This is a genomic window from Methanobrevibacter sp., assembly GCA_022775905.1.
Lineage (GTDB): Archaea > Methanobacteriota > Methanobacteria > Methanobacteriales > Methanobacteriaceae > Methanocatella.
The window spans coordinates 20,634-47,510 of the sequence record JALFJX010000001.1; the positions used below are offsets into that span (position 1 = coordinate 20,634).

27 protein-coding genes and 1 tRNA gene are annotated in these 26,877 nt (G+C 32.7%); 13 read left to right on the forward strand and 15 right to left on the reverse strand.

Annotation, left to right across the window (positions count from 1 at the left end; genetic code table 11):
- Positions 1-18: 18 nt before the first annotated feature.
- From MR875_00100 to MR875_00115, 4 genes are all read right to left on the reverse strand, one after another.
- On the reverse strand, positions 19-180 hold the full coding sequence (locus tag MR875_00100; GenBank protein MCI6993255.1) for a preprotein translocase subunit Sec61beta: 162 nt from the start codon (positions 178-180) through the stop codon (positions 19-21).
- Positions 181-249: 69 nt separating this feature from the next.
- Positions 250-717, reverse strand: coding sequence for a cyclic pyranopterin monophosphate synthase MoaC (gene moaC, locus MR875_00105; GenBank protein MCI6993256.1), 468 nt, complete (start codon positions 715-717; stop codon positions 250-252).
- A gap of 5 nt (positions 718-722) precedes the next feature.
- Positions 723-1,940 (reverse strand): tRNA pseudouridine(54/55) synthase Pus10, encoded by a 1,218-nt coding sequence (locus MR875_00110; GenBank protein ID MCI6993257.1) that lies wholly within the window; start codon positions 1,938-1,940, stop codon positions 723-725.
- A complete protein-coding gene (locus tag MR875_00115; protein MCI6993258.1) occupies positions 1,933-3,282 on the reverse strand; it encodes a signal recognition particle protein Srp54 in 1,350 nt (449 codons plus the stop codon). Before MR875_00115 ends, MR875_00110 begins: the two co-directional genes overlap by 8 nt.
- Before the next feature lie 86 nt (positions 3,283-3,368).
- On the opposite strand from MR875_00115, the gene hpt reads away from it, so the two are divergent.
- The 8 genes from hpt (at position 3,369) to MR875_00155 (ending at position 7,794) form a co-directional block, all read left to right on the forward strand.
- Positions 3,369-3,938: a hypoxanthine/guanine phosphoribosyltransferase gene (gene hpt, locus MR875_00120; protein ID MCI6993259.1), complete on the forward strand. Its 570-nt coding sequence runs from the start codon at positions 3,369-3,371 to the stop codon at positions 3,936-3,938.
- Position 3,939: 1 nt separating this feature from the next.
- Positions 3,940-4,944 carry a diphthamide biosynthesis enzyme Dph2 gene (gene dph2 / locus MR875_00125; protein MCI6993260.1) on the forward strand — a complete coding sequence of 335 codons (1,005 nt, stop codon included), beginning with the start codon at positions 3,940-3,942 and terminating at the stop codon, positions 4,942-4,944.
- 74 nt (positions 4,945-5,018) lie between these two features.
- Positions 5,019-5,588: an exosome complex RNA-binding protein Csl4 gene (locus MR875_00130; protein ID MCI6993261.1), complete on the forward strand. Its 570-nt coding sequence runs from the start codon at positions 5,019-5,021 to the stop codon at positions 5,586-5,588.
- Between the two features lie 13 nt (positions 5,589-5,601).
- Positions 5,602-5,883: a DNA-directed RNA polymerase subunit L gene (locus tag MR875_00135; protein ID MCI6993262.1), complete on the forward strand. Its 282-nt coding sequence runs from the start codon at positions 5,602-5,604 to the stop codon at positions 5,881-5,883.
- 34 nt (positions 5,884-5,917) lie between these two features.
- Positions 5,918-6,340: an NUDIX hydrolase gene (locus MR875_00140; protein ID MCI6993263.1), complete on the forward strand. Its 423-nt coding sequence runs from the start codon at positions 5,918-5,920 to the stop codon at positions 6,338-6,340.
- 75 nt (positions 6,341-6,415) lie between these two features.
- Entirely contained in the window at positions 6,416-6,727 is a 312-nt protein-coding gene (locus tag MR875_00145; GenBank protein ID MCI6993264.1) for a transcription factor S, read from the forward strand.
- 9 nt (positions 6,728-6,736) lie between these two features.
- Positions 6,737-7,702 carry a topoisomerase IV gene (locus MR875_00150; protein ID MCI6993265.1) on the forward strand — a complete coding sequence of 322 codons (966 nt, stop codon included), beginning with the start codon at positions 6,737-6,739 and terminating at the stop codon, positions 7,700-7,702.
- Between the two features lie 18 nt (positions 7,703-7,720).
- A tRNA-Arg gene (locus MR875_00155) sits at positions 7,721-7,794 on the forward strand.
- Here MR875_00155 and MR875_00160 read toward each other — a convergent pair.
- Positions 7,795-9,630, reverse strand: a complete 1,836-nt coding sequence (locus MR875_00160) for an ATP-dependent DNA helicase (GenBank protein MCI6993266.1) — start codon at positions 9,628-9,630, stop codon at positions 7,795-7,797.
- Positions 9,631-9,726: 96 nt separating this feature from the next.
- On the opposite strand from MR875_00160, the gene cobI reads away from it, so the two are divergent.
- On the forward strand, positions 9,727-10,431 hold the full coding sequence (gene cobI, locus MR875_00165; protein ID MCI6993267.1) for a precorrin-2 C(20)-methyltransferase: 705 nt from the start codon (positions 9,727-9,729) through the stop codon (positions 10,429-10,431).
- Here cobI and MR875_00170 read toward each other — a convergent pair.
- On the reverse strand, positions 10,428-11,195 hold the full coding sequence (locus MR875_00170; protein MCI6993268.1) for an ArsR family transcriptional regulator: 768 nt from the start codon (positions 11,193-11,195) through the stop codon (positions 10,428-10,430). The genes cobI and MR875_00170 overlap by 4 nt on opposite strands.
- 254 nt (positions 11,196-11,449) lie before the next feature.
- Here MR875_00170 and MR875_00175 point away from each other — a divergent pair, with 254 nt between their 5' ends.
- Together MR875_00175 and MR875_00180 are read left to right on the forward strand one after the other, a co-directional pair.
- A complete protein-coding gene (locus MR875_00175; protein MCI6993269.1) occupies positions 11,450-12,676 on the forward strand; it encodes an FprA family A-type flavoprotein in 1,227 nt (408 codons plus the stop codon).
- Between the two features lie 11 nt (positions 12,677-12,687).
- Positions 12,688-13,101 (forward strand): rubrerythrin family protein, encoded by a 414-nt coding sequence (locus MR875_00180; GenBank protein MCI6993270.1) that lies wholly within the window; start codon positions 12,688-12,690, stop codon positions 13,099-13,101.
- Between the two features lie 211 nt (positions 13,102-13,312).
- On the opposite strand, the gene MR875_00185 is transcribed toward MR875_00180, so the two are convergent.
- From MR875_00185 to ileS, 5 genes are all read right to left on the reverse strand, one after another.
- Positions 13,313-13,783: a hypothetical protein gene (locus MR875_00185; GenBank protein ID MCI6993271.1), complete on the reverse strand. Its 471-nt coding sequence runs from the start codon at positions 13,781-13,783 to the stop codon at positions 13,313-13,315.
- A complete protein-coding gene (locus MR875_00190) occupies positions 13,701-14,150 on the reverse strand; it encodes a hypothetical protein (protein ID MCI6993272.1) in 450 nt (149 codons plus the stop codon). Before MR875_00190 ends, MR875_00185 begins: the two co-directional genes overlap by 83 nt.
- Before the next feature lie 198 nt (positions 14,151-14,348).
- The gene (locus MR875_00195; protein ID MCI6993273.1) at positions 14,349-15,566 is read right to left on the reverse strand and encodes a molybdopterin molybdotransferase MoeA; all 1,218 of its coding nucleotides are present in this window, start codon (positions 15,564-15,566) and stop codon (positions 14,349-14,351) included.
- Between the two features lie 22 nt (positions 15,567-15,588).
- Positions 15,589-17,727, reverse strand: a complete 2,139-nt coding sequence (gene purL, locus MR875_00200; protein ID MCI6993274.1) for a phosphoribosylformylglycinamidine synthase subunit PurL — start codon at positions 17,725-17,727, stop codon at positions 15,589-15,591.
- Positions 17,728-17,736: 9 nt separating this feature from the next.
- The gene (gene ileS / locus MR875_00205; GenBank protein ID MCI6993275.1) at positions 17,737-20,973 is read right to left on the reverse strand and encodes an isoleucine--tRNA ligase; all 3,237 of its coding nucleotides are present in this window, start codon (positions 20,971-20,973) and stop codon (positions 17,737-17,739) included.
- A gap of 270 nt (positions 20,974-21,243) precedes the next feature.
- Between ileS and MR875_00210 the strand changes: the two genes are divergently transcribed.
- Together MR875_00210 and MR875_00215 are read left to right on the forward strand one after the other, a co-directional pair.
- Positions 21,244-21,906, forward strand: a complete 663-nt coding sequence (locus MR875_00210) for a DsbA family protein (protein ID MCI6993276.1) — start codon at positions 21,244-21,246, stop codon at positions 21,904-21,906.
- A 61-nt stretch (positions 21,907-21,967) separates the two neighbouring features.
- On the forward strand, positions 21,968-22,273 hold the full coding sequence (locus MR875_00215) for a DUF192 domain-containing protein (protein ID MCI6993277.1): 306 nt from the start codon (positions 21,968-21,970) through the stop codon (positions 22,271-22,273).
- On the opposite strand, the gene MR875_00220 is transcribed toward MR875_00215, so the two are convergent.
- From MR875_00220 to MR875_00235, 4 genes are all read right to left on the reverse strand, one after another.
- The gene (locus MR875_00220) at positions 22,259-22,951 is read right to left on the reverse strand and encodes a dihydromethanopterin reductase (acceptor) (protein MCI6993278.1); all 693 of its coding nucleotides are present in this window, start codon (positions 22,949-22,951) and stop codon (positions 22,259-22,261) included. The genes MR875_00215 and MR875_00220 overlap by 15 nt on opposite strands.
- A 6-nt stretch (positions 22,952-22,957) precedes the next feature.
- Entirely contained in the window at positions 22,958-24,229 is a 1,272-nt protein-coding gene (locus MR875_00225) for a serine hydroxymethyltransferase (GenBank protein ID MCI6993279.1), read from the reverse strand.
- 162 nt (positions 24,230-24,391) lie between these two features.
- A complete protein-coding gene (metK, locus tag MR875_00230) occupies positions 24,392-25,570 on the reverse strand; it encodes a methionine adenosyltransferase (GenBank protein ID MCI6993280.1) in 1,179 nt (392 codons plus the stop codon).
- A gap of 525 nt (positions 25,571-26,095) precedes the next feature.
- Positions 26,096-26,877, reverse strand: a 782-nt coding sequence (locus MR875_00235; GenBank protein MCI6993281.1) for a hypothetical protein, incomplete at its 5' end; no start/stop codon positions are given.

A 26,877-nucleotide genomic window follows, 5' to 3' on the forward strand; every position in this document is an offset into this window, starting at 1 on the left:
TTTTAAAAAACAATAAATCTAAGCTGAGTATCTTAATACGAAACATAAAATAGCTACGATTACAGTAGCAACGATGATATGCTCAGGAGAAAGTTTTGGTCCGAGACTTTCTTCATCAAAATATCTTACTAAACCTGCACCTGTTTGAGGCATAGAAATTTTATTATCTTTTTTTGCCATAATAATCCCCTATAAAATTAATTAATAATAAATAATATTAATAATTATTTTTTTCATAGTATATAAAGTTTAGATTTTTTCTTTTTTAATTACTTTAATGTCACTGATTCTGGTGTCAGGATATTGGCCATTTTCATCTTTTTCAACAGCTTTAACCATGTCCCATACAGTAAGCAAAGCTACACTTACACCAGTGATAGCTTCCATTTCCACACCTGTTTTTCCTAATGTGTTAACTGCACATGTAGCTATGATTTCATCTTCTTTAACTTCGAAATCAAGTTCTATACCAGTCAATGCTAAAGGATGGCAAAGTGGAATTATTGAAGAAGTGTTTTTAACAGCTTGAATTCCTGCAATTTGAGCAGTTGTTAAAACATTACCTTTTTTGATTTCTTCATTTTGAATTAAATCAACAGTATGTTTATCCAAAAATATACTACCCTGTGCAATAGCTCTTCTTTTTTGATCTGGTTTTCCACCAACTTCAACCATATGTACTCCTGTTTCTGTCAAATGTGTAAATTCTTCTGCCATATTATCTACTTCTCACTTACTTCTATTACATCCAATTGTTCACAAATAGCTTTAACGCCTAAAATCTCACTTACGTTAGGATGACTTCTACCTTCATCCCCTGAGATTAATTCTTTAATATACAATCCGCCTTCAGTTTTAATGCACATACTGAAATGTTTATCATCAATTATCTCATAAGACAATTCTTTAACATGCTTAATACGTACTTTATCAGCACGTCTCCTTAATACTCTTAATGGAGTTTGCTGATGAATTTCATCCAGTTTCAATAATTCTTCAAGTTTTGATTCGTCAAATGCATCATCACATTTGACAATCGCATTATAAACTTTATAAGTATCTGGAGAGGATTGTTTAATTTCTGCTTTTCTACTTCTTTTGCATAAATGTAAATTATGATATGAAGTTTTTCCTTCATTCATCTTATTTACATCTTCTTCAACTTGAGCCAAATCAATTTTTCTTAATCTTGGTTCTTTGATTTCCAATACAAAAGGTCTTCCAGAACCTAACATCAATACATCAATGTCTTCACGACCTGCACCATGGAATTTAGCTTCTTTACCCTTAGTTAATTCTAACACATGCTCGGAAATTAGTTCTTCAACTGATTCTGGGTATTGCTTTCCTGTGAAGTTGCATTCTTCACAACCTCTTCCTTTACATTTAGTGCATGGCCATTTGGTCTGTGGAATTCCTCTTTTAAGTTTATTGTATTTTCCTTCAATATATAACGGATTAATTTGAATTCTAACCTTAGGATCATCAATTAAATCAATATTGAATACAATATCCTGACTTTCAAATTCAGCTTCCTTATCATATATTTCCCAAAGTCCAAGACCAATCAATCTATTAATTTCTTTTTTGATTGTTTCTACAGGCAAATTAAATTTATCTGATAACTCCTGATCACGTTCTTGAATATCCTTAGGAAGTTTTGAACCTACTAAAAATGTATCAAATTCTATTCCTAATTGATTAATTTTATCATCAATTTTTTTATACAACTCTTCATCAAGTTTATTGAAGATATTATTACATATTACGCAATCAACATCATCCAAATCAATATCTAACTCAGCGCAAACTTTATCTGCCCTTTCAATGTTATTTGTCCCTTCAATTGTTTTGGATAATTTACGACCGAGACAACTTTTACAGATTTTTCCATCTGTTTCCTCTAAAATTTGTTTTGCTAATTCGTACATATTATCTATTCATGAATTGTCCCATCATACGGTTCATAGCGCCGTGACCTAAACGACCACCACGTTTTCCAATTCCCTTCATTGTCTTTTTGGTGTTGTTGTAATATTTTAGAAGTTCTTTTACTTCACTTTCTTCAACACCAGAACCTCTTGCGATTCTTTGAATACGGGATTGTTTGATTATTTTAGGGTTTAACATTTCTTCTTCAGTCATTGAAGACATCATAATTTTGTAAGAATCAATTTTATCTTCAGTCATTTTAGATGCTTCTTTTGATATCTTGTTTCCCATACCCGGAATCATGTTTAGAACTTGTTGCATAGGACCCATTTTATTCATCATTTCAAACTGGTTTTTCATATCCATTAATGTGAATTTACCTGTGAGCATATTGTTCATGGTTTTTTCTGCAATATCCTCATCAATGTTTTCCTCAGCTTTTTCAATAAGAGATTTTATATCCCCCATACCAAGTAATCTTGAAATGAATCTTTCTGGATCAAACAATTCAAAGTCATCGATTCTCTCACCAGTACCGATGAATTTGATTGGAGCACCAGTTTCTGCAACCGCAGACATTGCACCCCCACCTTTTGCTGACCCATCCAATTTTGTAATAATTATTGAGCCAATATCAGTAGCTGTTGAGAAAGCTTTTGCCTGTTCACCTGCTTGCTGACCAATTGTTCCATCAATAACAAGAATAGCTTCATTTGGATTGATAATTTCATCCAATTCGTTCATTTCAGCAATTAAATCTTCTTCTTGTTTATGTCTACCAGCAGTATCGAAAATAATAACTTTTCTGTTTTTAAACTCTTGCAAACCTTTCCTTGCAAGATCCAAAGCATCTTTATTATCCGGATCACCATATAACGGAACATCCATTTCTTCTGTTAACTGTTTTAATTGAACGTAAGCAGCAGGCCTCCATGTGTCGGTACAAACCACAGCAGGGTTAAAACCTTTTTTCTGTAAGAATCTACATAATTTTCCAATGGTTGTTGTTTTACCACTACCTTGAAGACCTAAGAATAGAATTTTGTAAGGCCTTTCATTAATGTCCAAACCAACAGTTTCACTGCCCAGGAGATTTACCATTTCCTCATAAATAATTGTTATAACATGTTCTCTTGGAGTAATTCCTTTCGGAGGCTTCTCTTCAAGAGACCTATTTTCAATTTTTTTTGATAAATATAGGACCAATTTAATATTAACGTCAGATTGAATTAAAGCACGTTGAATGTCTTTTACAACTTCTTTAATAGTTTTTTTATCAATAACAGACATTCCTACTAATTTTTTCATTGTATTAGTAAGATTTTCTCCTAAATTTCCAAGCATATTAATCACTTATAATAATTCTAATTAGCAAACTTATATAATTATATTAATTTATATTTATATTTAATAAAGTTTTAATAATTTGTGATATCATGTTAGAAGAAGTAAAAAAATCTTTAGAAGCATCACCAATCGTTAAGAAAGGTGACTACAACTACTTTATAAATCCTATAAGTGACGGTGTTCCAGCAATGGACCCAAAAATGCTTAGAGAATTATCATTAGCAGTTTATAAACATGCTGATTTAAATGTTGACAAAATTGTAGCTGTTGAAGCGATGGGAATTCATTTAGCTACTGCATTATCTCTTGCAACCGATATCCCATTCGTTGTAATCCGTAAAAGAGAATACGGACTTGAAGGAGAAACTGAAGTTTACCAAAAAACTGGATATGGATCATCAAACCTTTATGTGAATGATTTGCATGCAGGTGAGAAAATTTTACTCATTGACGATGTAGTAAGTACCGGTGGAACTATAATAGCATTATTGAACACTTTAAAAGATTTAGGTTTAGAAATTAAATCCACAGTTGCTGTTATTGAAAAGGGCGAAGGTAAAAATATAGTTAAAAAAGAAACTGGCGTTGATGTATTATCTATTGTTAAATTAGATGTAATTGACGGGAAAGTAGTTATCGAAAAAACAATTGAAGATTAAAATGTCAATGTACAATATGGATTTAGACAAAGTAATCCGTAAAATAACTTCAATAGATGCACAAACTGTTGGTCTCCAGTTTCCGGAAGGCCTAAAGATGCAGGCTGTTAAAATAGCCAGACAAATCGAAGAGGAAACTGAAGCGACAGTCATCATCTCCGGTGATCCTTGTTTTGGAGCATGTGATGTAAGTGACTATAAGATGAAAGGTTCAGTCGATTTGATAGTTCATTACGGCCACACCCCGCTCCCATTAAAATATGAAGTTCCAACATTATTCATTGAAGCTTTTTCTAATATTGATATTAAAAAAGATCTTGAAAAATCACTAGAATATCTAAAAGATTATTACAGAATAGGGCTTGTAACAACAACACAGCACTTGCATCTTTTAAATGAAACCAGAGATTTCCTAGAGGATAATGGAAAGGAAGTCATCTTAGGTTCCTCACCTTCAACAAGGAAAGGGCAAGTTTTAGGATGTAACTTTTCATCAATCAAAGATTTGGATGCGGAAGTAATTTTATTCATTGGAAATGGAAATTTCCATGCATTAGGAATTAAATTATTCTCAAATACCCCTGTTCTTGCATTAGACCCATACAATGGAGAAATTAGAAGTATGGATGAATTTGCAGATAGGATTCTAAGAATAAGATTTGCAAGAATCACTAAAGCACGTAGTGCTAAAAAATGGGGAATTTTAGTATCTACAAAAGAAGGCCAATACAGGATGACATTAGCAAAAGAGATTAAAAAAATCATTGAAGATGCAAAAATGGAAGCATATATTATCTTAGTAGACAATGTCTCACCCGAAGTATTACTTCCATACTTGGAATTGGATGCTTTTGTTGTAAGTGCCTGTCCAAGAATTGCTGTTGATGATTCCCAAATGTATAAAAAACCATTATTAACCCCGCAGGAATTGGAAATAGTTTTAGATAAGCGAGAATGGGAAAATTATCAACTGGATGAAATTTTATTCCATGAACGTTATAAATAATTTTAAATATTAATATGAATAAAATTATTATATTAAAGAAAGTTTTATAAACTCTTTATTTTGGTGATTTTAATATGAAAATAGAAGAAGATAAAATTGTAATGCCTGGAGATAAATTAGGAATAGTTGAACAATATCTTCCAGGAGATGGTACTTATGATGATGACGGAGACATCAAATCATCAGTACTTGGAAATGTTAAAATTAATCAAAAAATGAAGGTAATTTCCGTTGTGTCAGATGCAAAACCTGCTCTTTTAAAAGTTGGAGATGTAATCTACGGTCAAATAACTGATCTCAAACCGCAAAGAGCAAATGTTAAAATAGAATGTATTAAAGATAATGCAAGACCATTAGCATTACCTTATATGGGTGCTATACACATCTCACAAGCTAAAAAAGATTATTTAGAGAAATTATCTGATGCTTTTAGAATAGGGGATATTATTCAAGCAAAAGTTGTTAAAATTACTGGAGACAATGTCGATTTAGGCACAACAGATGATGATTGTGGTGTATTAAAAGCTATGTGTACTCGTTGTAGAGATTACATGCACACTACACAAAAAACTGATGAACTTCAATGTAATACTTGTAACAGGAAAGAAAAACGTAAAGTTTCTAAAAACTACATTAATGATTAATTAGGTTGATAAAATGATGGAAAATTTTGAAATTATTGAAGATAAAACTTTAGAATTAACTTTCAGAGTAAATGATGAAAGTCACGGAGTTTGTAACGCATTAAGACACATTTTAATGCAAAATCCTGACGTTGAATATGCAGTTTACAATATTGATCACCCTCTTACTGGAAAACCAGAAATGACCATTAAAACAAAAAGAGGAAAAAGACCAAGAAACGCATTACAAAAAGCAGCAGAAGAACTCCAAAAAGAAAGTTCTGAATTCAAAAAACTTATTGATGAAGCTTTATAATAAGCTTCCATATTTTACTTTTTTAAGTGGTTTAATGACTGAATACAAAAAACCATCTTTAACAACTGATATTTTTATTTTTGATGATAATTTTAATTTTATTTTAATTAAAAGAAAAAACAATCCTTTTAAAGATTATTGGGCGTTACCAGGTGGATTTGTTGACTATGGCGAAACTGTAGAATCTGCTGCTGTAAGAGAAGCAAAGGAAGAGACCAGCATTGATGTTGAACTTAAAGATTTAGTCAATGTTTACTCTGATCCCAACAGAGATTCAAGAGGTCATACCATAACTATCGCATACACTGCAAAAGGCAATTTCAATGATAGAAAAGCTGATGATGATGCAATTGACATAGGCATTTTTTCAGCCGAAAAACTAGATGAAATCAATATTGCTTTTGACCATGATAAAATAATAAAAGACTGCTTAAAAAAAGCTAAAAATGTAAAATAATGCTATATATTTAAATAAGTTAAAAAAAAAATTATTGTATAATATACTTATTAAATTTAATAGAGGGAGAGTTAAATGGAATTTTGTCCTGAATGTGGAGCAATGATGTTTCCAAACGGTAGCGATTTAAAATGCAACAGTTGTGGTTATGTTAAAGAAGACTCCGATAATACAAATTACACAGTTTCAAAGAAAATTGAAGCTAAAGAAACTGTTACAAACTTAGGTGAAGATGTAGAAGTTGGCCCAAGAACAGAAGAAATCTGTCCTGAATGCGGTCACAATATTGCAACCTACAAATTATTACAAACTCGTAGTGCTGATGAAGCTCCTACTCGTATTTTTACATGCACAAAATGTAAACATACTTGGAGAGCTTACGACTGAGGGCTTTTTATGAAAGATTCTAACGAAAAAGAACATAGAATTTCTAATTTAAAAGACTTAATCGACAATGTAAAAGAAGATAATACTGTTGATTCACAAGAAGATAATGAATTAATAAACTATCTTAGTGAAGACAATGTTGATTTAGATGAATTAGAAATTGATGATGAATTCATTTACCATCCAGATGAAGATAAAGACTATGTTGTAAATTTAGAAGAAAGCCCAATTGATGAAGATTTTATTATTAAAACTCCAAAAGAAGAAGACATAGACGAACCTATCGATGATATCGAAGAACCAGAAGATATTATCCATGATGTAAGTGAAAACTTCGATCACTTTGTTAATGCTAAAATTGGAAGAACACCTATTTTAGCTATAATTAGCTCAGTTTTAGGAGTTATATTCATAATCATTTCAGCTATAATCTTTGAATCACGTAGTGACAGAGTAATAGATAACGTAGTTTCTGGTGAAACAAACTTTATTTCTGTCATAGTTCTTGGATTAGGACTCTTATTGTTAATTTATGGAATATATAAGATATTTAATATTAAGAATCCTTTGACTGGAATAACAGACAGCATTAATTCTATTGATGCTAAAGAAAAAGTAAAAGGTCAATCTGCTAAAAAGGAAGAAAAAACTGAAAAAGTTATTCCTAAAAGCAACATCCCATTAGATAAAGACTCCTATAAAATAGGCGAATTCAAAATGGGCGACATTAAAAATAAATTTAAAAAATCAACTACTTCTACTAAAACACCAACTCCAATCACCGAAGATATTGATGATATCCCACCTGCTCGAGAAAAAGAGGAAAGTAAAAAAGGATTAACAATTGAGGAAATCGAAGATATCGAATATAAACAAGCAAAACTTGATAATGAAACCATTGATGATATTTTTGCTGAAGTAGAAGATATTGATGAAATACCAATTATTTCTATTGATTCTGAAAAAGAACAATAGATATAATATTTTTTTATTGGGCCTATAGTCTAGTCAGGAATGACGCAGGACTTCGGATCCTGAGGTCGGGGGTTCAAATCCCTCTAGGTCCGCTATTTTTTAACTCTAACAACAGCTTCTTTGAAGAAATCTGGAATTAAAGATCTATACATTGGACTTTTAAATAACATGTTAATATCACTATCAATAATATAAGTGTAACATGAATCATCTTCAGCCCTCATACCACGACCATACGCTTGCATTAAAGTCATTACAGTCTTATATGCATACCATTTCTTATCCTTTTTCATTCTCATATTAACCTGCTTATCCCCAAGATATGGGAATGGCATTTTATAGATAACTTGGAATCTACATTTGTCATAAGGCAAATCAACACCTTCACTCATTGATGGTGAAACCAAAACCAAAGGATTTTCATCTTTTTCAAAGAAATCCAATATTTGTTCCCTGTTTCTAGAAGTGTGTGAGATTAATCTTGAATTATACAAGTTATTTGTAATATATTGTTGACATTTATAACTGTGAGTGTGGATTAAACCTTTATCCCCTTCATGTTTCTTTAAAATCTCTTGCAAAATAGGAATTGTATTTGGAGCTGTTTTTTTAATCCTATTCGCAGACATTTTACCCGCCAAATTAAGGATAATGGGTCTTTTTTCTTTAGTAAATGGACTATCAACCTTGATATGATAAACTTCATTTGGATTTAATCCTAACCACTTTGAAAACATTTTATGAGACAATATTGTTGCACTCATGAAAATAACAACATCACCATATTTCAATAAGTTGTTTTTAGCATAATGATGAACCCTTAACGGTTTGAATGTGACACCAGACTCCTCAGTGTCAATTACCCAGTTGTTAGGCTCATTTTCCAAGTTGTTTCTAAGAGTTTTTAATCTACCTATTGTTGATCTAATTCTGTCAGCTTTACTTTTACTTACATCTTTTAAATCAATATCTTCATAAGAGTCTCTAATAGCATCGATTTCCATTACCCAATCTTCAAGTTCCCCATCTTTCAAAGTTTGAGGAGAGATTTGCTTATTTATATCCTTCTCAAGTGTTCTATTATACAATGTAACTTCCATTGTAGACATTAATTTACTTTCAATATTATGAGCCTCGTCTAAAATAAGCAAAGAACGAGTTCCAAAGTGTTTAACATAATTAAGTTCAACAATTGCATAATCATAGTTCATTAATGTTATTGGTGAATTTACTGCATTAGCTTTTTGATTCCAATAATGACAGTGTCCACTTGATTGATAAAATACTGTTCCACCGGAAGAATCTTCAAAAGCCAATTCAGCATCCAATGTAGGATTTTTAGCAACCCCATATGGACAGAAAAATTTACTTGAAGTAGGGGATGTCTTACATGCACCCATATCACAGGTTGATTCCAGATTATCATGTAAACAAGCAAAATTATTCCTACCTTTAACTAATGGAAAATCAAATTCATTAGAATATTGTGCTTGCAATTGCTTAGTCATAGTCAAAATATAAGCGGATTCATACATTTTAGCAAGTGTAGTGGCTATTGCTGATTTACCAGTACCTGTTCCCGCTTCCAATATAATATATTTATAACCTTTTTTAATTGCATCATTAATATCCTGAATAATCTCAAATTGACCAGTTCTAGGCTCATTAAATGGAAAATTTTCAATAATCTCATCCTCTATATTAGGATATAATTCTTTCAAATAAGCCGCAGTTCCTTCATCTTGTCTGTGGTCTTCTACTGAATACACATCAGGAATTTCATCATCAAGAATTGAGGATGTTCTTGGTTTTGGTTTAGAAAAACTGAATAGGTTTGTTGGACCTTTAGATTCGTTTTTAGAGTATTTACCACAAGTACAATTACTTTTTAACATTCCGCAGTTTGGGCAAAAAATTGAATTTGACATTAAAGATATATTAGGTAAAGATAATATAAATAAATTATAGAAAGAGCATTTGGAAAATAATACTTAAACTGAACGATTATTAATTAAAGTGATTTTATGGCTAAAAAAGGAAAATTGATTGGAATTGGTGTTGGACCGGGAGATACTGAATTATTAACATTAAAAGCTGCAAAAGTATTGAAAACAGTCCCTGTTGTTTTTTCACCAAAATCCTCAAAAGAAAAAGAAAGTATCGCATTATCAATTGTAAGACCTGTTCTTGAAGAAAGAGACGATTACAAAAAAGTCATGATTGTGGAACCTATCTTCCCTATGATTGAAGATAAAAAAGAACTCGAAAGAATATGGGACAGTGCATCTGAACTCGTTGCTCAATACTTAAACACCGGAAGAGATGTTGCATTCATTACCCTTGGAGACACATCCATATTCAGTACATACTCATACTTACAAAGAAGATTAATTGATGAATTCGAAGTTGAAACAATTCCAGGAATTACTTCATTTACCGCATGTGCTGCGGCTAGAAATGAAGCTTTAGTTGAACAAAATGATATCTTGACAATTGTTCCAAAAATAGATAAAAGAATTGAACAAGTTTTAGACTACAGTGATTCAATTGTTCTTATGAAAGCTTCAAGAAACACAACAAAACTTGAATTAAAAATAAAAAACGATAAAAGAGAAAAAGAAATTTACTCAGTACAAAACTGTACTCGTGAAAATGAAAAAATAATTGAAGGATTTTCTCACGAAAAGCCTTATCTTACAACATCCATTATAAAATTTAAAGATGATTAGTAAGTTTTTGCGCTTTGAGGTTCAACCTCAAAGACACATTTCCCATCACCCATTGTAAAACATTGTGTTTCAATAACACTAACAGGCAATTTAAAGAATTCTGTGAATAAACCTTCCAGAATACCTGTATCCAAGAAACAAGCTGGTTTTCCTGTTTTTGGAAGCAATTCACATTCAAAACAATCATAGGCAGTTATCTTAATTATCTGGCCTATTTCATAAGTTAATCTACCTAAACCTTTTTTCTGCCAGAATTCAGCTAAATTACCCATAAATATATCTAAATCTTCATCGTATAATTTATAAAAGATTGATTTACCTATTTGATTACCTGTTGATTTTAAAATAGGATCAATATTAATTCCTTCCTGAATAAGCATTGCTTTTAAAGTATGGAACAATAATGTTGAAAACTGTCCATCACCTTCAACAATATTTTTTATCAAGTAATTAGCATGTGTCTCTTCAAGTTCTTTTGGTTCAGAAATATTTACAGAACCAAGGAATTTAGAATTTAAATAGAATATTTTTTTTCTATTGTCAACAGGGTGCATTCTATATGATATAATTCCATTTTCTCTTAAATTTTTCAAATGCACTGAAACTGTAGATTTTGATTTACCAGTATTAGTAACTATTTCATCAAACTCCATGTCTCTATCTCTGAGCATTTCTAAAATAGTGAGTTTTACTGGACTTTTAACTACATTGACACGCAAGTCGGTTAAATCTGAAAATATTTGTATTGGTTTTTGTTCGCTCATTAATCTCCCCCATGTGTATAATTATATATAGTTACTATTAGTTAATAAATATACCCATTTGATAAAATTTAATCAAAACTATAAAAAAATGTACTAAAATTAGACAAAAATTAGAAACAAAATAAAAATAAATCTCGAACTGTTCGCAATACTTAGAATAGTTTGGGTTAACTATAAATAATATGGGTTTCAAAGTATAATTAACATCCGTAATGAAATTATGGATATACTACTTAAATAGGAGATTTATAAAAATGAAAGCTAATGCTCAAAAAATAGCAGAAGGAGTATACTGGATCGGTGTACTCGACTGGGACTTAAGAACTTACCACGGATACACTTTAGACGGAACCACTTACAATGCATACATCGTATTTGGTGAAGATGAAGTAGCAATTATCGATAACGCATATCCTGGAAAAACCAAAGAAATGATGGCACGTATCGACGACGCTTTCGCACAAGAAGGAAGAGATGTCAAAGTTGACTACATCATTCAAAACCACGTTGAAAAAGACCACTCCGGAGTTTTAGTAGACTTACACAAAAGATTCCCAGAAGCACCTATTTACTGTACCGAAATTGCAGTTAAAGGACTTTTAAAACACTACCCTGCACTTGAAGGTGCAGAATTCATCACCGTAGGAACCGGTGACTCTTTAGATGTCGGTGGAAGAACCTTAGCATTCTTAGATGCATTCTTATTACACTGGCCGGACAGTATGTTCACCTTACTCGCTGATGAAACTGGAATTTTATTCCCTAACGATGCATTTGGTCAACACTTATGTTTCACCAAAAGATTCTCTGATGACATTCCAGAAAACGTATTAATGGATGCAGCACAAAAATTCTACGCAAACTTAATCACTCCACTTTCCAAATTAGTACTCAAAAAATTAAACGAAGTTGTTGAATTAGGTTTACTCGATTCCATTAAAATGATTGCACCATCCCACGGTCAAATCTGGACTGACCCAATGCAAGTTATCGGAGCTTACCAAAACTGGGCTACCGGTGTATGTGAAGATAAAATCACTATTGTTTACGACACTATGCATTACTCTACCCAACAAATGGCTCACGAAATTGCAGAAGGTGCTATCTCTGAAGGATACGATGTAGAAATCTTCTTCTTACACGAAGATGAAAGATCTGAAATCGTAAAAAGTATTTTAACCAGTAAAGGAGTAGCTATCGGTGATCCTACCATCAACGATGTACCATACCCAAGTATTGGGGACATCATGTACTACTTAAAAGGACTCTTATTTAACAGAACTGGTATTGAAAGAAAAGCTGTTACCTTCGGTTCCATGGGTGGAAGAGGAGGAGCTCCTGCAAAACTCGCTGAAGAATTAGGTAACTGCGGATTCGATGTTGTAGACACCCAAGAAATCTACTTTGTACCAACTGCTGAAGAAGACACCGCAAGCTTTGACTTAGGTGTAAAATTAGCTAAAGCATGTAAAGAATTATAAGGTGATTTTTAATGGTTAAATACGAACACAAAATTGGAATTACCAAAGGAACCCCTGTAGAAAAATTTGTTGCAGGAAACTTTGAAGGAGAAACCAACGAAGTAGGTATCTACTTAGCAATGTCCAGACAAGCTTCCAGAGAAGGTTACGGAGAATTAGCTGAAGTATTCAAAAGATTAGCATGGGAAGAAGCTGAACACGCTGCAAGATTCTGTGAAATGAACGGAATCATCAAAGACACCCTCAAAGAAAACATCGAATGGATGATGGGTGGAGAAAAAATGGCTAACGCAGAAAAAAGAGAAGCTTCCGAAAAAGCTCAAGAAGCAGGTATCGAAACTGCTGCTGATTTCTTCAGAGAAAGTTCCAAAGACGAAGGTCGTCACTACAAAATCTTAGAAGGAATCTTAGCTAGATATTTCTAAACACGAAAGAATTTTATAATTCTTTCCCTTTTTATTTTTTTTAAAAAAAATATCGAGTTAATAGAGATTACCTCTCTTAAACTCATTCTAATCATATTATTAATCTTGTTTTATAAAAAATTAGCAATTATTGTAAATATAACAATCATTGCCATTACTGCTGATAAAGCATTGACAAACTGTTTTATTAATTTTTCCTGGAATTTATATGTCAACAATATCTCAAGCATGTGTCCACCGTCCAATGGTTTGAGTGTAGATTAAACAGTCCAATTCCAAGGTTTAAGATGAAGACCCAATTAAATAATTCAATAAGCTCAAATAAAACCCATGGTATTGGTCCTAAACTATCATTTAATAGTACGTAATGTTTAGATGCTTGAATTCCAAAGAAACCTACAGAATCGTTATTTGGATTTTCACTCAACACTACAGAATAACTGCACTGATCTGTTTGAACCGTTACATTATCTCCAGGTTTGAAAGATTTTACAATATTGACATAAGACTCTGAATCATTAATTTTTTGATTATCAATAGATTCCAAAATCATTCCATCTTTTAATATTCCATCTGAAGGAGAATCGGAAACAACTCTGTCAATAGCAATTCCATCCTCTGCAAAATAGTGTGGAATTCCTACAGATATTAAAGACACTAAAACAAGTGCAACAATAGCCAAAGTAATATTTGCAACAGAACCTGCCGCATACTCTTAATCTTGATGATTTTTTAGAACTTTTCAAACTTTCCTCATCAGGCTCAACAAATGCCCCCGGAAGAATGAAAAACAATAAAAGGCCAATTGACTTAATTGGAATCTTTTCACAGACAGATTGAATACCATGAGAAAATTCATGTATTATGACAACTGTTGCAAGTGCAATCAAACCAGAAATAAATGGAACATAAATTGAAGATCCCGGCATATCCACACCAGGAATCAAAATTGACACAGAAGGTGTATCAAAAACTGACGGTATAGTCGATATGATTGACCATGTAACAAAAATCATAGCTCCAAATGCTACAACAATACCAACATTCATGTACCATTTCCAGAATGTTGGTGAAAAATTAGAAATTTTGGATATCAGTCAACGGAGCCTTTGAGTTTTCCACATTATAATTGGAAAGTTCAACCCAACTCCATGATTTGATAATTTCTCATAAATATTGCGACCAATATCCAGATGATAACAAAAGCTATCAAATAATAAATACCATTCATTAAATGCACCTTTGGCTTACCAAAGTAATGAATCGAAGAAGACTACGTCAACTATATCTTCCTTTTGGTATCCTTCATCATTTTCGTCAATGATGATATAGCTGTTCGCCTCAACCATTGACCTAATAATACCAGAACCTCTATTCAACACATGTTTTGCATGTTCATCATCTGCAACTGCACGTATGAAATCAGTTCTTCCAAGTTGAGAAGGTATTTTAAGTTCAGATACTCTTTTTTGAATATGAAAATCAAATGACCTGCCTTGCATTTCAAATAAGTATTTTCTTGCAACCATATCAAATTGACTCATTGATGCAACAGGTTGTCCTGAAAGTGTAAACACCATTTTATCATTAACAATACCTGCACCAACAGGTTTTCCAGGTCTTACAGCAACACCATGGAATAATATTTCTCCAAGATCTTCAACTGCATCTAAAACGACATCACCTTTACTGATTGCTGTTCCACCAGTGGTGATAATTACATCATACTCTTTAGAAGCTTCCAAAATAGCTTCCCTTACTTCATCAAAAGTATCTCCAGCATGAGTAATTTCTGCAATAGCACCAGAATCCTCAACCATTGCTTTTGTAGTGAACTGATTTGAATTGATAATTTTAGCTTTATCAATTTCCTCTTTGGTAGGTTCAACTAACTCATTACCTGTGATAATAATTTTAACTCTAGGTTTTTTGAATACTTTTACTGTATCATAGCCTGCTGAAGCAATTAATCCCATTTCCTGATATCTGATGAATGTATTTTTGCTTAATACTTTCTGACCTTTTTCAATATCTTCGGATTTTGGACTTATATTTTCACCAGGAGTTACTTGGGAATAGATTGTTAAATCATCCCCTTCAGTAGTTGTGTACTCCTTCATTAAAACAGCATTAGCTCCATTAGGAATTGGAGCTCCAGTTGCTATGACAATAGCTTCGTTTTCCCCAACAGTTTTATCTGAAAAATCCCCCGCACCGATTGCATCAACTACTTTAAATTCTTTAGGAGCAGATTGGGATGCTCCAAAAGTATTTTCTGCAATTACTGCGAAACCATCCATTGCAGATTTGTCGAATGGAGGTGAATCATGAAATGCCATGATGTCTTCTGCGAGAACTCTTTTATGAGCCTCTTGTATAGAGATTTCTTCAGTTTCTGTGTATTTTTGATTATCAGCAACTAATTTAATAGCATTTTTTAAAGATTCCAATTTAGATAAAAACATGTTTAAACTCCCCCAGAGTTATCTAAGCCATGAACTGTTCAATGACACCATGATATGCATCATCTAAATCTTCAAATTTGAATTCATGACTATTGATGAATAAGGAAGTACCTTCGACTTCACCAATTACTTTTGCTTCAACGTCGATTTGTGATAATATATCATCAACTGCATCAGCTTTTACAGTCAATATGTATCTAGCATGACTTTCAGAGAACATTAATTGGATTTTATCTAATTCATCATCTTTCAATTCCACTTTAGCTCCGAGTCCTGATTTAATAACCATTTCGGATAAAGCTACTACAAGTCCACCAGCAGATACATCGTGAACTGCAGTAATGTTTTTGTCTTTATCGTTACTTATTAAATCTAAAACAGTTTTACCGTTAGCAAACTCTTCATCAATTCTGATTTTTGGAGCAATTCCTTTTTCGATGTTGTGAATAGCTCTGTGATATTCAGAACCAGCCAATTCATCATAGGTTTTACCTATTAAGATGATTTTATCGCCTTCGTTTTTGAAGTCTAAGGTTCTGATGTTTTCAATGTCTTCCACACCAATTACACCCACAGCAGGAGTTGGATTGATTTTAATTCCTTCAGTTTCATTATAGAAACTTACATTTCCACTGATAACTGGTGCATCGAATTTTTCAGCTACTGCACTCATTCCTTCAATAGCTGTTTTGAATTGCCATAAGATTTCTGGAGTTTCAGGATTTCCAAAGTTAAGACAGTCTACAACAGCATACGGAGTCGCACCCATTGAAATTACGTTTCTGATAGCTTCAGCAACACATCCTGCTGCTCCATCAAATGGAGACAATTTAGTGTGAATTGTGTTTGAATCAGTAGTAAGTGCAATTGCAGTGTTTTCATCAATTCTTAATACTGCAGCATCGTCACCAGGTTTTACAACAGTTCTGACTTGAACTTCATGGTCATATTGTTTGTAAACCCACTCTTTTGAAGCAATGTTAGGGCTGGACAATAATGCTGGAACTGATTTAAAGATTGGAGGATCTTTAACATCAATTTCTTCTGTATCTGCAGGAATTTCTGCAATCGGTCTGTCAATTGAAGGTGGGTCTGCTAAAAGGATAGTTGGTAAGTTAGCAATTTCATCTCCATCATCGGAAATGACCATGTTGTTTCCTTCAATTACTTCCCCAATGACAGATGAGGAAATTTCGTGTTTGTCACAGATTTGGCATGCAAGTTCCACATCATCAGGATTGATAACAAATACCATTCTTTCTTGTGATTCGGAAAGCATGATTTCATATGGAGTCATTCCAGTTTCTCTGAGTGGGATTGCACGTAAATCTACTAATGCACCGTTGCTTGAGGAGTCAACAAGTTCAGAGATACAACAGGTAAGACCTCCACCACCTAAATCTTTTACACCACTAACATTGATTTTTTCCAAGATTTCTAATGATGCTTCCAATACCCTTTTTTTGGTAAATGGATCAGCCACTTGTACTGCAGGTCTGTCTTCGGTTTCTGAGTCGGAAGTTAATTCTTCTGATGCAAAGGTTACTCCGTGAATACCGTCACGACCAGTAGTTCCACCCATTAAAAGGAATACATCACCAATGTTAGGTGCTTGTGCACGAACAATTTTATCTTTTTCAACGAGTCCAACACACATTACATTTACAAGTGGGTTTGTTCTGAAAGATTCATCAAATTCGATTTCACCTGCAACGGTTGGGATACCGACACGGTTTCCATAGTCGGAGATTCCTTTAACAACGTGTTCAAACAAGTATCTGGACTTTTCATCTTCCAATGGTCCAAATCTAAGTGAATCTAAAAGTGCAATAGGCATTGCGCCCATAGATATGATATCTCTTAAAATTCCACCAATTCCAGTACCTGCTCCTCCGTAAGGTTCAATAGCTGATGGGTGGTTGTGAGATTCCATCCCTACAGCTAATGCATATTTATCAGTGATAGATACAAGTCCTGCATCGTCTCCCGGTCCTAAGATAATGTTTTTTCCTTCATTTGGGAAAGCTCTTAAGAATGGTCTACTACTTTTGTAAGAACAATGTTCTGAGAACATTACATCAAGCATACCTTCTTCTAACTCATTCATTTCCCTGCCAAGGATTCCTTCAATATATTCAATTTCAGAATCAGCTAAAGTCATGTTAACACCTTAATTTTTAATTGAAATAATTACTTTTTCTCCTTCGATATCCCATTCTTTGGTATAATCTTTAGAATCTTTACTACATTCTTCACTAGTGCATATGATTAAACTTTTAGCTCTAACTTCGTGAGAAATAACTTCTGATTGTGGTACGATTAATTCTTTAAACTCTTCTGAAGTTTCAACATCAACGTTGATGTTTGCTTCAACATCCAAATCTAAATCTTTTCTCATATCTTGAATTCTTCTGATTAATTCACGAGCCATAGCTTCCTGTTTAATTTCTAAAGTGACATTGGTATTTACAAATACATTTCCACCTTCAAATTCTGATGAAACAAAATCGTCCGGAAGTTCTGAGTCAAACAATACATCATCTTGTGATAATTCGTGACCTTCTACTGTAATGCTTCCATTTGCTTCAAGGTCTGCTTTGATTTGATTACCGTCACCTTCTTTTAATGCTTTCATTACTTTACCCATGTCTCCTTTAAGTCTTGGACCTAAGGTTTTGAGGTTAGGTTTAGCATTGAAGGATAATTTTTCAAATTCACTAGCACAAAGTACATCTTTTGTATTTGATTGATCTTTAATAATGTCAGTTAACTCTTCAATAGCTTTTAAGGCATCTTCATCTTGTGATACAACTGTGATGTCTGAAACAGGCCATCTGAGTTTGTATTGTGCAATATCACGAGCTCTAATAGATGCATCAATTACATTACGGACAACATCCATTTTTGCTTCGAGTTCTTCATCAATTGCATCTTCATCGTATCCCCAGTCATTCATGTGAATACTTTCAAGTGCATCCGGATTTACTCCTTTTACAAGGTTTTCATAGATTTCTTCAGATACATGAGGAGCAATCGGACATAATACAGAGATTAATTTCACAAGTGCAGTGTATAAACTGTAATAAGCACCCAATTTATCTGGGTCATCGCTTTCAACCCAAGTCCTTCCACGAATAAGTCTTACATACCAACGGCTTAAATCTTCTAAAATGAAGTTGTTGATTTTTCTTGTTGCTTTGTGGAAGAATAATTTATCCAAATCTTCAGCTACTTCTTTAACTAAGGTATTTGCTTTGGAGATAATCCATTTATCTTCTGCTCTTAAGATCATGTCATCTTCAGTGAGTCCTACCGGATTGAAGTTATCTAATGACATGTAAGTAGTTGAGAAAACATAAACGTTCCATAATATGTTGAACATTTTATTGATGTTTAAAAGTTCATCCCATACAAATTTGAGGTCATCCCATGGTTTTGAAGCCCATAATAAGTAGAATCTTAAAACATCTGCTCCGTATTTTTCAATTACTTCTTCTGGAGCTACTACGTTACCTAATGATTTTGACATTTTGTTTCCATGTTCATCTAATACAAATCCGTGCATTAAAACTTTTTGATAAGGAATTCTACCCATAGAAATTACTCCAGTACCTAATTGTGAGTAGAACCATCCTCTGGTTTGGTCGTGTCCTTCAGTAATAAAGTCATATGGATACCATTCTTCGAATTTTTCTTTTTCTTCAGGATAGTATAATGAAGCCCAACCAGCTACTCCGGAGTCAATCCATACATCTAATACATCAGGGATTCTTTTGATAGCTTTTCCACATTTGTCACATTTTACTTCAACTTCATCTACGTATGGTCTGTGGATAAGTTCAGCATCGGAAACATTGATTTCATTTAAGGATTCTTCTTTTAATTCACTGAGAGAACCAATAACTTTTAATTCGCCACAGTCAGGACATTCCCAAATAGGAATTGGAATACCCCAGTATCTTTGTCTTGAAATTGTCCAGTCACGTGCATTGTCTACCCAATCATGGAACCTTCCTTCTCCAGCCCATTTAGGTACCCATTCAACACGGTCAATTTCATCTAACATCTTTTGTTTAATGTCAGTTACTTTTAAGAACCATTGTTTGGTAGCACGGTAGATGATAGGAGTTTTACATCTCCAACATACACCATATCTGTGTTCAATAGTTTCTGATCTGTACATTAGGCCTTTGTCTTCTAAATCTTTGATGATTTGAGTATTTTCATCTTTTGTAAATTTAGTATCGTATTTTCCTGCTTCTTCGGTAAAGCATCCGTCTTCACCAACTGGACAGAAAATAGGAATGTTATTAGCTTGACCTACTTCAAAATCGTCAGGACCGTGACCTGGTGCAGTATGTACTAATCCAGTACCTTCTCCAAGTTCTACATGATCACCAGCTAAAACAGTGTGAACAGCATCAAGTTCATCGAATTCAGCATGAATTGGAACTTCATCAGCCAAGATGTAATCATAGCTCATTCCAATTAAGTCTTCACCTTTAACTGTTTTGATGACTTCATACATTAGTTCTTTTTCTTCAATGATTTTGTCTTCTTCGCCTTCTTTTTCAGCAGGGATTTTGGTTTTGTGGATTTTAACTTGTTTACCTAATACGGATTCCATTAGGTTTTCAGCTAAAATGTAGGTTTCGCCATCTTTTGAAACATAAACATAATCAAATTCAGGATTTGCACAAATAGCCATGTTTGCCGGTAAAGTCCATGGAGTAGTTGTCCATACTAAGAAATAAGTATTTTCTTCACCCCTTACAGGGAATTTAATGAAGATAGATGGGTCAACTTTTTCTTCATATTCAATTTCAGCAGCAGCAAGTGCAGTTCCACAATGAGGACACCAACTGATTACTCTTTGGTCGTTTACAAGTAAATCTTGTTCATTTGCTCTTTTAAGAGTCCACCATGAAGATTCCATATATTGAGGATCAAGGGTCATGTATGGGTCATCCCAATCCATCCAAACACCCAATTGGTCGAATTCCTGTTCCATAGCTATTTTGTTTTCAATTGCAAATTCTCTACATTTGTCTACAAAAGCAGCAATTCCAATGGTTTCTTCAATTTCTTGTTTACTTTGGATTCCCATCAAATGTTCTACTTTATTTTCAATAGGAAGTCCGTGCATATCCCATCCAGCTTGTCTTCTTAAGCTAAATCCATTCATAGATTTGAATCTAAGGTAGGAATCTTTAATAACTTTGTTCCAAGCTGTACCTAAGTGGATTTTACCACTACAGTAAGGTGGTCCATCTAAAAATGAGTACTTAGGACCTTTTTCTCTAAGTTCATTAACTTTTTTGAAAGTTTCTTCTTCTTTCCAGAATTTTTGAACTTTCTTTTCTATTTTATCATGATCGTATGATTTATCTGCCTCTTGTATTGGCATTGTAACTCCTCAAAAATAATAATTTATAATATATATCTTTTTGTTTTAGCTTATAAATAAAGGTTATTACAATTTTCAAATTTTTTAAAAAACAAGAGCATTTCTAGGTAAATTAAATAGAAAAATGTCAAAATTGATATAAAATAATAATCAAAATAATATTATGGGATTTTATAGAAAATACAATACAATTATTAAAACAATAGATAACTTTGTAAAACTATACAAAGTAGCTAAAAAAGATTCTAAAAAATCTAAAGATGATAAAAAATGATAATACAATATTTAAGCGATTTTAACTGTCCCTATTCTTACATTGGATTGAATCGTGTGCAAACTGCATGTGATGAACTTAATTTAGATGTTGAATGGGAAATGAAATCTTTCGAACTCGAACCAAAATTAACTGACAGCCCAATAAATGCAATCGAGAGATATGCAATTAGAAATGGACTATCAATCAAAGATGCAGAAAGAGAAATCAATGAAATAGAGCAAATCGCCCGTAATGAAGGATTGAATATGAATTACAGGAATATGCAACTTGCAAGTTCGAAAGATGCTCACAGGCTTGTCAAATATGCAGAACGTAATTATCCTAATTCAACTCACAAGCTTATTTTAAAAATATTTGAATCTAATTTTATTAAAAATGAAAATATTTCAGACCACAGAGTTTTGATAAAAATTGCAGCATCCTGCGAAATGGATGAAGAAGAAATATCTGAATTTCTCAAAAGAGATTCCTTGAGAATTGAAGTGGATCTTGACATAGATGAAGCCATTTCAAGTGGAATAAACACAACACCCTATTATTTCATTAATTACAATGATGAAAGATTAATTGTTCCAGGAGTTTTCGAAAAAGAATCTTTTAAAATTGCATTTGAAGACTTAATTAGTGGTGAAATGAAAAATAAAACATTTCTTTAAAATAAATATTGATTTAAACTCGTTAAAAGATTAAATATATCAATCAAATTAAAATTAATTGATGAAATATAAAAATATAAAAATAATACTTGCAAACACTTTTTACAAACGCTTTAAAGGATTGATGTTAAAAAAAGATTTCAAAGATGGACTGCTTTTTACAAATCTTACGGATTCTAGCATCCACACTCTTTTTATGAGATTTGAAATTGACATATATTTTTTAGATGAAAACAGAACTATTTTTGAAAAAACAAGTTTAAAACCTTGGAAATTCTATAAACCTAAAAAACAAGCAAAATTTATTTTAGAAACAAAAAAAGATAAGTTAAAATTAGAAATAGGAGATAACTTAGATTTTATCTAAGATCTCTTCCGGATTTTCAAATATTTGAATATTATCAATACTTTCTAATTTACGAGTATTTTCGATATCAATATCTCTCATATAGATTGTTATGATTTTGCCTTCAGAAATTGCATCATACGGACATGTGTTTCTACACAAACCACAACCAATACATTTTGTTAAATCAATTTCCTCATGTGGAATAATAGCGCCCTGTTCACAAGCAAGGGCAGCAACACAATCATCACAGCTTTGACATTTGGACAATTCCATTTTGGATGGAAGAACTGTGTCAATTGGGCCGGGATGAATATCTACAGGAACCATATACACCGGAACAGCACCTTTACCTGATTGAGCAACTGCATTAGTTACTAAAGTATCTGCTATTCCATAAACGATTTTTGAAACTGTATTTGCTGTAGCTGGTGAAACAATTAATAAGTCATACTTTCCAAGGGAAAGACGACCAGTAATTGGATATGAAAATTTTTGATTGGAATCAGTTGCAAGTTCACGGTATTTTCCACCGGTTAAGCGTTCAACTCTTTCATAAAGTCCATACATCTTAAGAACTTCTTCTGCAGCTCCAGATAAAAATATGGTAACTTCATGATCTTTTGCAAGTTTTTCAGCTACTTGTACTGATTCTCTAAGTAAATGACCAGCTCCAGTAAAAGCAAATCCTATTCTCATTTTAATCTATAATAATCTGTGATATTGGTAAGCTTCTCTGTCAGAGAATGCATAATCAAGTTTAGTGTATTGATTCATGAATTCAGCTACTTCATCAGCAATGTTTTCTTTATCAACTGCAACACGTTTGATGAATTCTGCAACTTCATCCATTTCTTTTTCTTTTAATCCTCTTCTGGTAATTTCTTGAGTACCTATTCTGATACCGGATGGGTCATCAGAGTTATCTCTGTTATCTCCAGGTAAGAGGTTTTTGTTTAAGATAACATTGTTGTCAGCTAAATCATGTGCGATATCTGATGCTGATCTGATGTTAGTTAAGTTTACTGCAATTTGGTGGGATTGAGTAAATCCTTGTTCTTCACATAATACATCGAATCCTCTTTCATACATTGCTTGACCTAATGCTTGAGCGTTTTTGATGATTTGTTTTGCGTAAGCTTCACCGAATTTTAACATTTCAGCAGTTGCAATACCTAAACCGAGTAAGTGGTGTAAGTGGTGGTTACTTACTACACCAGGGAATACAGCATTGTCAATGATTTCTGCATTTTCTTCGTGTGAGAGAATAATTCCTCCTTGTGGACCAGGGAATGTTTTATGGGTACTTCCCATCATTAAGTCTGCTCCTTCTTTAAGAGGTTGTTGGAATTGTCCTCCAGCAATTAAACCTAATACGTGAGCTCCATCGTACATGATTTTTGCACCAACTTCATCGGCTGCTTCACGTGCTTCTTTAACTGGGTGAGGGAATAAGAATAAACTTCCTCCGAATAAGACGATTTCTGGTTTTTCTTCGAGGATTTTTTTGTTCATTGCATCGATGTCAATGTTCATGATATCTTTGTCTAATGGGTGGAATACTGTTTTTAATCCACGGATACCTGCTGCACTTACATCTGCGTGAGAAATGTGGCCTCCAGAAGGTACTTCCAATGCCATTACTTTTTCACCAGGTTTAGCAAATCCAAAGAATGCTGCTAAGTTTGCAGTTACACCAGATACTGGTTGAACATTAGCATAGTCACAGTCATATACTTTACATGAAAGTTTTTTGGTTTTGTCTTCGATTAAATCTACGTATTGGCATCCTTCGTAGAATCTTTCGAAAGCTTGTCCTTCTGCGTATCTGTGAGCAAAATCAGTAGCTAATGCTTCAGTTACTTCTACACTGGTAACGTTTTCAGAAGCAATGAGGTTAACACTGTTTCTCATATATTCAGTATGTTCTTTTGCAATTTTTTCAAAATTTAAAATTTCGTCATGATAATTAGTCATTTACTACACCTAATATCCAAATTAAATATTTATGAATTAATTTTTATTCATCTTATAATATAAGATTTTTGAAAAATAGAACAAATATAAAAAAATTATTAATATAAAAAATTTTTAAAAATAAGCAATAAAAAAAGAAAAAAAACTTAACCTCAATGAGGTCTAGTTTTTAATATATTTTCTCAAGTCATCGACCTTATCAGTTTCTTCCCAAGGACGACCTTCTTCAACACCAAAATGACCGTATTTAGCAGTTGGTTTATAAATAGTGTCTCTTAAACGTAAGGTTTCAATGATTCCGTCAGGAGTTAACTTGAAATTTTCACGTACGATTTCTTCAAAGGTAAGATCACCAATATCTGCTGCAGTTCCAAATGTATCTACCATTACTGAAGTTGGTTCTGCAACTCCAATTGCATATGATAATTGGATTTCACATTTTTCCGCAAGTCCACTTGCTACAATATTTTTAGCAATATATCTTGCCATGTAACATGCACTTCTATCTACTTTAGTGCAGTCCTTACCTGAAAATGCTCCTCCACCATGGCGAGCATATCCTCCATAAGTGTCAACAATGATTTTACGACCGGTTAATCCCGCATCTCCGTGAGGACCGCCAATTTCGAATTTTCCGGTTGGATTGATGTGTTCTTTAGTATTTTCGGTCATCAATTCTTGAGGAATAACTTTCTTAAAGAGTTTTTCACGAATATCTTCTTTTAATTGTTCTTGGTTTTCAGACATTGATTCATCGTGTTGGGTTGACAATACCACAGCATCAAGTGAAACTACATTTCCGTCTTTATCATAATTTACTGATACTTGAGCTTTACCGTCAGGCCTTAAATAAGGAATTTCGCCACTCTCTCTAAGTCTGGTCAATTCATTGGTTAATTTACGAGCAAGATCAATTGGGAACGGCATTAATGATTCTGTTTCATTGGTTGCAAAACCAAACATCATACCTTGGTCACCTGCACCAGTTTCTTCATCCCCACGGTCTACTCCTTGATTGATATCTGCAGATTGTTCATGAAGTCTGTTTTCAATCTCACAATTATGACCATCAAATTTTAAATCAGGATTATCGTAACCAATCTCATTAATGGTATCTCTTATGATTTGTTTAATTTCAGCATCTGATAAATGACCTGCAGATGTTATTTCCCCAAATACCATACAAAAATCAGTAGTTACACAAGTTTCACATGCAACATGTGAATTTTTATCCTGAGCCATATATGCATCCAATATAGCATCAGAAATAATGTCTGCAACTTTATCAGGGTGTCCCTGAGTTACTGATTCTGATGTAAATGTTCTAAATATTTCATTCATTGTATCACCAATATTTCCTGATAATTCCCATTATAATAAATTAAATTTTTGCGAATGTATCAAAATTTAAACTAATCTATATTAAATTTATCTTAAATCATATATAAGTCTTTTAGATTAAGATTAATGACCCTTTCAAAAACTTTGTTGATTTTCAAAATCGTTTTTTCGATTTTGGTTCCAAATTAAATCTCTGCGATATATTCGTTTTAAAACACCTCGTTTGGTCTTGAATGTTCGTTTCCTTGATTTTGGCATTGTTTTTTTGGAAAGCATTTTCAATTTTGTTACTTGTCTTTTCAATTTTCTTATCTTTTAAGTGATAAATGAAGCTTTTATATCTTTGGAAAATGAATTTTCTAATTATTTTATAAATAACTGGATAAAAATCATCTTTTACGATAAATTAAAGATTGTACTTCATTTTTGAATTCATCAATGTCATTTAAATCGAATAAATCTTTGATCATTTTCAGTTGTTTATGACGTTCTTGATATTCTTCGTCTGAAATGCGATTTTTGTCTTTAAAATTTTTTAATTTTTTGTTTAAACTTTTTTTTAGTATGAAAAATACATAATTGATGTTTAAAACCTAATTTTGGGATAATTGATGTATATTTTTTATCTAAATCTGTTGTGATTGCAATTTTATTTTTATTTGCTGTGGATTCTCTTAAAAACTTTTCAACAGTTGTTTCATCTTTAGTATCGTAAATTGCATCGGCTACAATGCAATTTGATACGGAATCAAGCAATGTGTGACGATATTTCCATTCTTCGTTGATTTTTAGCCATTTTACATCAAAGACATAATAACCTGAGCAACGCCCTAAATCAAATTCTAATAATGTTTTCATTAACAAAAAGCCAATTTTCAATTGTTTGATGTGAAAACTGTGATTCCAAAGAATTTTTTTAAATGATTTACAAACATTTTTTAAGCTTCCCAAATAATCTGAAATTAAATGTTCTGATTCACTTTTTAATTCATTCGTAAAATTGCTATTTTTATCAACAAGACTTGTTAAATCTGTTTGAAAGGTTTTATCACAACGTTTGCAAATATAACGCTGAACCTTAACTTTTGTTTTACCAATTTCTTTAAATACCAATGTTCTTTTTGTAAAACCATATTTAACAACATGACGAGTTCCACATTGTGGGCATCTAGCCAAACTCATTTTAAAATAAGGAACATCCTTTTTAAAACTTAAATCAAAAGATTTCGGAGCCTTTTGACAGGATTTAAAAATTTTCACAAAACGAGGGTCGGAAAGCACTAATCCATCATTGGAATCGCAAAATA

Coding starts and splice junctions, on each gene's coding strand:
- MR875_00100 (MCI6993255.1), bottom strand. CDS start 180: ATGGCAAAAAAAGATAATAAAATTTCTATGCCTCAAACAGGTGCAGGT.
- moaC (MCI6993256.1), bottom strand. CDS start 717: ATGGCAGAAGAATTTACACATTTGACAGAAACAGGAGTACATATGGTT.
- hpt (MCI6993259.1), top strand. CDS start 3,369: ATGTTAGAAGAAGTAAAAAAATCTTTAGAAGCATCACCAATCGTTAAG.
- dph2 (MCI6993260.1), top strand. CDS start 3,940: ATGTCAATGTACAATATGGATTTAGACAAAGTAATCCGTAAAATAACT.
- MR875_00130 (MCI6993261.1), top strand. CDS start 5,019: ATGAAAATAGAAGAAGATAAAATTGTAATGCCTGGAGATAAATTAGGA.
- MR875_00135 (MCI6993262.1), top strand. CDS start 5,602: ATGATGGAAAATTTTGAAATTATTGAAGATAAAACTTTAGAATTAACT.
- MR875_00140 (MCI6993263.1), top strand. CDS start 5,918: ATGACTGAATACAAAAAACCATCTTTAACAACTGATATTTTTATTTTT.
- MR875_00145 (MCI6993264.1), top strand. CDS start 6,416: ATGGAATTTTGTCCTGAATGTGGAGCAATGATGTTTCCAAACGGTAGC.
- MR875_00150 (MCI6993265.1), top strand. CDS start 6,737: ATGAAAGATTCTAACGAAAAAGAACATAGAATTTCTAATTTAAAAGAC.
- MR875_00160 (MCI6993266.1), bottom strand. CDS start 9,630: ATGTCAAATTCAATTTTTTGCCCAAACTGCGGAATGTTAAAAAGTAAT.
- cobI (MCI6993267.1), top strand. CDS start 9,727: ATGGCTAAAAAAGGAAAATTGATTGGAATTGGTGTTGGACCGGGAGAT.
- MR875_00170 (MCI6993268.1), bottom strand. CDS start 11,195: ATGAGCGAACAAAAACCAATACAAATATTTTCAGATTTAACCGACTTG.
- MR875_00175 (MCI6993269.1), top strand. CDS start 11,450: ATGAAAGCTAATGCTCAAAAAATAGCAGAAGGAGTATACTGGATCGGT.
- MR875_00180 (MCI6993270.1), top strand. CDS start 12,688: ATGGTTAAATACGAACACAAAATTGGAATTACCAAAGGAACCCCTGTA.
- MR875_00190 (MCI6993272.1), bottom strand. CDS start 14,150: ATGAATGTTGGTATTGTTGTAGCATTTGGAGCTATGATTTTTGTTACA.
- MR875_00195 (MCI6993273.1), bottom strand. CDS start 15,566: ATGTTTTTATCTAAATTGGAATCTTTAAAAAATGCTATTAAATTAGTT.
- purL (MCI6993274.1), bottom strand. CDS start 17,727: ATGACTTTAGCTGATTCTGAAATTGAATATATTGAAGGAATCCTTGGC.
- ileS (MCI6993275.1), bottom strand. CDS start 20,973: ATGCCAATACAAGAGGCAGATAAATCATACGATCATGATAAAATAGAA.
- MR875_00210 (MCI6993276.1), top strand. CDS start 21,244: ATGATAATACAATATTTAAGCGATTTTAACTGTCCCTATTCTTACATT.
- MR875_00215 (MCI6993277.1), top strand. CDS start 21,968: ATGAAATATAAAAATATAAAAATAATACTTGCAAACACTTTTTACAAA.
- MR875_00220 (MCI6993278.1), bottom strand. CDS start 22,951: ATGAGAATAGGATTTGCTTTTACTGGAGCTGGTCATTTACTTAGAGAA.
- MR875_00225 (MCI6993279.1), bottom strand. CDS start 24,229: ATGACTAATTATCATGACGAAATTTTAAATTTTGAAAAAATTGCAAAA.
- metK (MCI6993280.1), bottom strand. CDS start 25,570: ATGAATGAAATATTTAGAACATTTACATCAGAATCAGTAACTCAGGGA.